Below are 6,827 nucleotides of genomic sequence, written 5' to 3'. Positions count from 1 at the left end.
AAAGAGGTGTCAGGCGACTAGCGTCGAAACCACTGGATTGCCTTCCTTCCCCACAATTTGGAGAGCGCCATGAATTTCCTCAAGGCCTCGGCCGCATCGGGTCTCGTCGTCGTCGCGCTCGCTGCCGGCGCCGGCACCGCCTATGCGGCACCCGCCCAATCGTCCGTCCCCGGCGACATCTCCGTCCCGCTCGTACAGCCCGTCGTCGACAAGCAGACGGCACAGGACAACCTGATGCGCGAGATCACCACCGGATGGGAGCAAGGCGGTGCGGCGGGCATGGCGACAGGCGCCGGCGTCGGACTCGCGATCGGCTGCGTCTCGATCTTCCCGAACTTCATCGCCGGCTGCATCGTCGGCACCGGGATCGGCGCGGCCATCGGCGCCTACAACGGCATCACGCAGTCGAACCCGAACGTGCAGCCCGCCTTCGATGCGTGGATGAACGCCACCCCGTGACAGCACTTCCCCTGCGCCTGGCTTCTGCAGGGGGTCGTCACGACCGTCAGAACGGAGTGGCGTCGGTTTCGACACCTCATTCTCGACCGCTGTGCCGGCCGTCGCCGGATCTCACCTCATCACCGCCGATGCGGGCGCGCCGGTACTCACGCGCACCCCTGACCCCGGACTGGCGGGTTGCGAGCACTGCGCCCCGGCTCCCACGCACGGTTCAGCGTCCGGGCGGGTCCCCGGACCAGCGAGCCACCGGCGCCTACTTGTTCAGATGTGCGGGGGTGTGGGTGACGCCCTCGATGTCGGCAACCGTCGCTTCGATCAGCTGATGCGCCAGGTCTGTCAGGGCCCGCGCCGTCGCAAGCTCGTCGCCGATCCCCGGAACGTTCCGGTCCACGGGGTTGCGTCGGGCCAGTCCGACGCCGACCAGCGTCGTATCCCTGGTGTGCAAGCGCGCCGTCGAGCGAGTGCGACTCTCGTGCTCGTCGATGGCGATGTCCACACTCCACTGCTCCGTCTCCATGTCCGAGCTCCTCTCGCGTCCGTTCCCGGCGCAGCGCATTCGCCGGGCGTATACGAGCAAGTCAACCGCCTCCGGACACGAAGCGGTAGGGCCATGCAGCCCCTGTGCGACTCGACGACTCCCTACGTGGCCGCGACGGCGACGACGCCGGGGCGGATTGCCCCGACCGCACCCGCAGCCGCCTTCGCCGCGGAGTCGACTCGCGCTCGCCGACCACACCACCGGCATGGCCGAGATCCAGTCCGGTAGCAGGATCGGGGTGTTCGCGCAGGCTGCGGCGTCAGACGTGTAGGCGACGTCGGCGAATAGGTTGTAGCCACCGGAATTTCGGTCGTGCACGGTTCGCAGCGGAGAGTCTCAGGGACTGCGCGCTGGTTCAATCGGACGAGTGGCTCGTCGCCTCAGTGCGCCGGTCGGGGAGTGGACGAAGGCCCCTGCGGTCCTCCGAAGGGGTGCTTCCAGCTCCGCCCACCGCCGGCGGTCGTGTCGGCCGCGGCATGGGCGCGCGTGTCGGCGTGCTGACCCGTGCTTGTTTGTGTCCCTGCGTCTGCGAGGGCGTCGCGCTGTTGGGTCAAGGCCGCCTCGTTGCGGCGTGATCGCTCGAGCTCGTTTCGCGCGGCGCGTCCCCGTCGCGATGTCCGTCGAGCCCCCGTGAGTAGGAGGCTGAGTCCGACGACGCCGACCGCGCCGACGACGATTCCGTAGAGGAACAGCGCTCCTGTGGATCCGGTGACATGGTAGCCGAACACTGTGAAATCGCCGGTCAACGCGTGTTCGGCACCCGCGTTGGCGAGTACTCCCGCGACCCCGATGACGATGGCGGCGACCATAATGATGAGGCCGATGAGGATCATGGCAATTCCCGATCATGTCGTGGGACGGATTTCGGGCGTCGGACCGGTCACTCAATCTGCCTCGCGAGGGTGATCCTCACCCGTACGCCAGACTGGTGCGGCCGAGCCTGTCTCACGTGAGCCGGGCGCGCCGCGCGCTGATTCGGGTTCTTCGCTCGGCGTCCGGCTCTTGTCATTCATTGTCAGCGCTCCTCACTACCTGCCGGTGAGGACCGCCCCAATGCGCAATACCCGTTCGAGCCTGGTGTTACACCCTCGATTCGAAGTCTCGCTTGTTCCGGGGCACTACAGGGAACCGTTATGGGTCTTCTGCGATGCCGGCACCCAGGCATACCTCGAAGCTTGCGGTGAAATCATCGTTCCTCTGTTCGCGGTATGCGAGGAAACTCGGGGGATGAGGCGTAGGAGCTATCTTCCGCGGAGTCAGTTCGGTATCGCCGTATCGTGTGCTGTGGCGGCGGATGACGCCGGGGGTGATCAGTGAACCCGGGGGAGCGGGTCTGGGATCTCGGGTACGCGGCCGGTTGGCGGCTGGTGCGCGCTCTGCCCGAGCGGTGGGCAAGGCGACTGTTCGATATCGCGGCCGATCGTGCTGCACGGGGCGGTGGACCAGACCAGCTGCGGCGCAATCTCGCCCGGGTGCTGTCCACGACACCAGCGCAGGTTCCCGACGACCTCGTGCACGCGAGTCTCCGGTCCTACGCCCGCTACTGGTGCGAAGCCTTCCGATTGCCATCGATGGATCCGGAGCGGCTGGCCGCGAACATCGAACACTCCGCTGTCGGGCTCGAACACATCCACGAGGCAGTCGACCGCGGCAGTGGGGCCGTTCTGGCCTTACCGCACAGCGGCAACTGGGACCTGGCCGGAGTGTGGGTGACCCAGCGAGTGGGTACACCTGTCGTCGTCGCCGAGCGACTCAGGCCGGAATCACTGTTCCGGCGCTTCGTGCGGTTCCGTGAGCGCCTGGGTTTCGAGATCATCCCGCTCACCGGCACCGCCGAGCCACCCTTCGAGCAGCTGGCCGCGCGACTGCGGGAGGGACGGATAGTCGGGCTACTCGCTGAACGCGATGTGACCGGGACGGGCTTGCCAGTCACCTTCTTCGGTGAACCCGCCCGCATGCCGGCCGGTCCGGCCCGGCTGGCGATCGACACCGGTGCACCACTGCTACCAGTGAACTGCTGGTTTACGCCCGACGGCTGGGGCTTCCACGTCGGCCCGCCGATCGACACCGTCGGCGGAGTGGAGCACACGACTCAGGCATTGGCTGACCGCTTCGCCACGGGCATCGCCGCGCACCCGGCCGACTGGCACATGCTGCAGCGGGTGTGGACCGCCGACTTCAATTCCGACCAGCTACCCGCCGGGACCCCGCTCACCGACCGACAGACCCGTCCTCGACGAAGTTGAAGGCGGCATGGCAGCAAATATTGTCAGAACCACGCCACTCACAGCCGAAGATCACACCGCGGACGTCGTTGGAAGGGCACATGATTCTTGTCGACGAGCGACTCGAGAAAGATCGCCGTACACGCGACGACCACAACGATCGCGTCGACGACACGCGGATCGCCCCATTTCGGAACCAGGGTTCTCGTTTCCTACCTTCGAATGGACCGACAAAGCGACTTTGTGCCCTGCCATCTCTCGCGGGCGGAGGGCAGGCTCACTGGCAAGTCGAGGCGAGCACCCAGTCACGATGTCACCTCGATCCCGAAGGCACGGTCCGCGAAGGAGTACGTCATGAGCGACAAGACCTGGATGATCGATGTCACGATCGACGAACATGATCGTCGGACCCGGGCGAAGGCCTCCCTGACGATCGGTCCGTCCAGGTTCGTCGGCGTCGGGTTCACGAGGCGAGATCCAGCCGACCCGGAGGTGCCGGTGATCGGTGACGAACTCGCCACTGCGCGGGCTCTCAGGGATCTCGCGAATCAACTGGTTGCGACCACATCCAAGGACATCGAGAACGCTACGCATGAGCCCACCCGGTTGATGCGATGATCGTCGCGGTTCCACGTGACGCGAGGGCTCTCACTTTCTGCGTGAACGGGACCACCCGACGACGAAGAGCGCCGCGACGGCGACCGCGCCGAGGGCGATCAACACTGCGGTCTCCGGCACCCGGTTCGTGCTCGGCTCCTCCGATCCCGTGACCGTCATGGTGCGCACCTCCGACGTCGACGTGGCGGTGCCGGGGGCGCCCGAGTACACCGCCCCGATCTTGTGCTCACCGGCATCGGCAAAGGTGTGTGACACCGATGCCCGTCCGTCGACCACGCTGACGGGGCGGTCCAGATCGACGCCGTTGTTCTGGAACTGCACCGTGCCGCCGCCGGGCGCGGGAGAAACAGTGGCAGACAGGGTGACCGACGTCCCGGTGGGCACCGACTCCGGTGCCGAAACCACCGTCGACGTCTTCACATCGGTTGGACTCGAGATGGCGACAGTCGCCGCGGGGCCGGCCCCGCCGTTCAGCGGCCCGGTGGTCGTGTCTCTCGGCGAACACCGGGTCACGGCCCAGTGGGTCCCGAACAGCGATGCCTTGGCGAGTGAGGTGTTGAAGTTCGCATCGTTGTCGAATTCGCCGGCCGCGCCCGCAGTCCTGAGCTTCGGTGCGATCACGCCGGATTCGCCGGCGATCATCGTGACCTCGACGGCGGGCATCTGGAACCAGGTGTCCCCATTGGGGTTGGTCGAGCCGTCGAGGTTCTTGGAATTCTTCGGAACCCGGATGCCACCCTCACTGTCGGTGCTCGACGATGGACTGTTGCCGATCACCTCGTTGTCCCCAGACAGTCGCAGAACGCCACCCGAGCCGTCGTTGACGACACCGCTGTCGTCAACGCGAAGCACGTTCGGTGGCACGTTGTCGAGGTTGATGCCCGTGCCGGCCACTACCGTGGCGCCGACGAAGACTGCATTGGCCGGGATCTCGAAGTCGTTCTTCAGTCGGGAGACGCTAATGGTGGTCGCCCCCGAGTTCTTGTCCGGGTAGAACTGCGCACCTGTCTGAATTCGATACGTGAACCGCTGTCCCGGTTCGACAGTGGCCGGCGCCTCGACGGTGACCGTGTCCTCCCCGAGATTGTCGACGTCGACGACAGAAGACGCCCGGCATGCGTCGATGAACGACACCTCAGCAGGTGCCGCGGATGCGACGGACGATCCCAGAATCAGGCTCGGAGCGAGCGTGGCCGCAGTGACCAGGGGCATCCAGCGTCGTGGCGTCGAGTACACGAATCGCTCCTCCCTCGGCTTCCCCGTCGTACCGAGCGGGGGAACCGCCAAGGCGCACTGATGGTGACGTGGCTGAGGTCAGTCTAGTTCGTCGGTCTCGGTGTCGCTTCGACCAGTTTCGGGGACCGACCAGGCGGGACCGGCATCAGGGCCGTGCGCTCCGAGCTGATCCCTATCGTAACGGCGAGGTCGGCGATCGGGCGTTCTGTTGCAGCAGATGCTGGTGACTACCGTAGACAGTTTCCGCGTGGCGGTCGCTGGACAAGTGCTTACCGCGCGCTCGAGCCGCTCCGGGTCTGCCCACACCCGCGGAAGACGCGCAGGAACCGTCGAGGCCAGCGCAATCTTCTTTCGCCATGGCGCGAGGCGGAGCGCCACGACAGGCGTGTTCGCCTGCGTCGTCGGTTGCTCAGGTGAAATCAGTTGGCGGGCTTGCCGAACCAGAGGGAGAGGTGGTCGTTCAAGTCCTGCTGGCGCTCGCCGATCCAGGCGACGTGCCCGTCGGGACGCAGCAGGATGGCCGGAACATCCAATCCCGCAGTGGGATCCGCGACGAGATCGACTCGGTCCGACCAGCCCTCGACGGCCAGAGATTCGGTGCCGTCGAGTACCAGGCCGCGGCCCCGATGTAGTTGGTCGTAGAGGTGGCCCTGTTTCAGGTCGATGTCACGCAGGCGGCGGCCGAGCAGGTCGGGGCCCGCGCCGAAGTCGTAGCGGATGTCGATCGCGGTGATCTTCTCGATCAGATAGCGGTTCACCTCGTCGAAGTCCATCAGTTCGGTGAGCAGCCTGCGCACGGCCTGCGGGCCCGGCTCGGTGGACAGCAGTTCCATCTGGGCGCGGGTGTTGTTCATGACGTCCTCGGCGACCGGATGACGTTCGGTCTGGTAGGTGTCCAGCAAGGTCTCCGGCGCCCAGCCGCGGATCTGCGCGGCCAGTTTCCAGCCGAGGTTGAACGCGTCCTGAACACCCAGGTTCAGACCCTGACCGCCGGTGGGCGGGTGGATGTGCGCCGCATCGCCCGCCAGCAGCACCCGACCGACCCGATAACGCTCGGCCAGCCTGGTGGCATCGCCGAAGCGGGACATCCAGCGCGGGGAATGCACGCCGAAATCGGTTCCGGCGGTGGCGCGCAACTCTTGTTTGAAATCGTCGAGGGTGGGCGGCTCCGCGCGATCGCTGACTCCGGCGGCGGGGACCACGACGCGGTAGACCCAGTCGCCGAAGGGCCCGAGGCTGAATCGCTTGTCGGTCTTCTGGATCTCGGCCGCGATGGCGGCGATCTCCTCCTGCGGCACACCGACTTCCATCTCGCCCATCAGCGTGTCGTTCCGCGAGGGCTCGCCGGGGAAGCCGACGCCGAGCAGTTTGCGCACGGTACTGCGCGCGCCGTCACAGCCGACGAGGTAGCGCGACCGCAGCCGCTCCCCGTCGGCCAGCTCGACGGTCACACCCTCGTCGTCCTGCTCGAAACCGGACACCGCACAACCGCTCCGGACCTGCGCACCCAGCTCGATCGCATGGTCTTCGAGTAGGCGATTGACGACCGGCTGCGGGATGCCCAGCAGATAGGTGTGCGCGGAATCCAGGCCCTCGGGCGCGGGTTCCTTCTCCAGAACGAGTACCCGCACATCGTGCAGTCGCGGTTCGGCGGCCAGCATCGCACCGGTCGGCCCGCACCCGGCAATGATCACATCGAACATGAACCGCCCATTCGCCCAATTCTCTCTCGCCCAGTCGCCGTGCGTCCC

General features: G+C 66.4%; 7 protein-coding genes. 3 read left to right on the top strand and 4 right to left on the bottom strand.

The features are described 5' to 3' along the window. Positions 1-69: 69 nt before the first annotated feature. A complete protein-coding gene (locus ABI214_RS01855) occupies positions 70-459 on the top strand; it encodes a hypothetical protein (protein ID WP_348605576.1) in 390 nt (129 codons plus the stop codon). 253 nt (positions 460-712) lie between these two features. Here the strand turns inward: ABI214_RS01855 and ABI214_RS01850 are convergent, their stop codons facing one another. Continuing rightward, positions 713-976: a DUF1876 domain-containing protein gene (locus ABI214_RS01850; RefSeq protein WP_348605574.1), complete on the bottom strand. Its 264-nt coding sequence runs from the start codon at positions 974-976 to the stop codon at positions 713-715. A gap of 401 nt (positions 977-1,377) precedes the next feature. Beyond that, entirely contained in the window at positions 1,378-1,830 is a 453-nt protein-coding gene (locus ABI214_RS01845) for a hypothetical protein (RefSeq protein WP_348605572.1), read from the bottom strand. Positions 1,831-2,310: 480 nt separating this feature from the next. Here ABI214_RS01845 and ABI214_RS01840 point away from each other — a divergent pair, with 480 nt between their 5' ends. Together ABI214_RS01840 and ABI214_RS01835 are read left to right on the top strand one after the other, a co-directional pair. Beyond that, on the top strand, positions 2,311-3,243 hold the full coding sequence (locus tag ABI214_RS01840) for a phosphatidylinositol mannoside acyltransferase (protein ID WP_348605570.1): 933 nt from the start codon (positions 2,311-2,313) through the stop codon (positions 3,241-3,243). Between the two features lie 333 nt (positions 3,244-3,576). Then, entirely contained in the window at positions 3,577-3,840 is a 264-nt protein-coding gene (locus ABI214_RS01835) for a DUF1876 domain-containing protein (protein WP_348605568.1), read from the top strand. A 30-nt stretch (positions 3,841-3,870) separates the two neighbouring features. On the opposite strand, the gene ABI214_RS01830 is transcribed toward ABI214_RS01835, so the two are convergent. Both ABI214_RS01830 and ABI214_RS01825 read right to left on the bottom strand, forming a co-directional pair. Then, a complete protein-coding gene (locus ABI214_RS01830; RefSeq protein WP_348605566.1) occupies positions 3,871-5,076 on the bottom strand; it encodes an Ig-like domain-containing protein in 1,206 nt (401 codons plus the stop codon). Between the two features lie 419 nt (positions 5,077-5,495). Next, positions 5,496-6,779: an FAD-dependent monooxygenase gene (locus tag ABI214_RS01825; RefSeq protein WP_348605563.1), complete on the bottom strand. Its 1,284-nt coding sequence runs from the start codon at positions 6,777-6,779 to the stop codon at positions 5,496-5,498. Positions 6,780-6,827 lie beyond the last annotated feature (48 nt).

The sequence above is a fragment of the Prescottella soli genome, assembly GCF_040024445.1.
Lineage (GTDB): Bacteria > Actinomycetota > Actinomycetes > Mycobacteriales > Mycobacteriaceae > Prescottella > Prescottella soli.
This window is presented reverse-complemented; position numbering and strand designations above follow the sequence as displayed.

What these genes read in the sequence shown, in the direction of transcription:
- ABI214_RS01855 (WP_348605576.1), top strand. Translation starts at nt 70, where the DNA reads ATGAATTTCCTCAAGGCCTCGGCCGCATCGGGTCTCGTCGTCGTCGCG.
- ABI214_RS01850 (WP_348605574.1), bottom strand. Translation starts at nt 976, where the DNA reads ATGGAGACGGAGCAGTGGAGTGTGGACATCGCCATCGACGAGCACGAG.
- ABI214_RS01845 (WP_348605572.1), bottom strand. Translation starts at nt 1,830, where the DNA reads ATGATCCTCATCGGCCTCATCATTATGGTCGCCGCCATCGTCATCGGG.
- ABI214_RS01835 (WP_348605568.1), top strand. Translation starts at nt 3,577, where the DNA reads ATGAGCGACAAGACCTGGATGATCGATGTCACGATCGACGAACATGAT.
- ABI214_RS01825 (WP_348605563.1), bottom strand. Translation starts at nt 6,779, where the DNA reads ATGTTCGATGTGATCATTGCCGGGTGCGGGCCGACCGGTGCGATGCTG.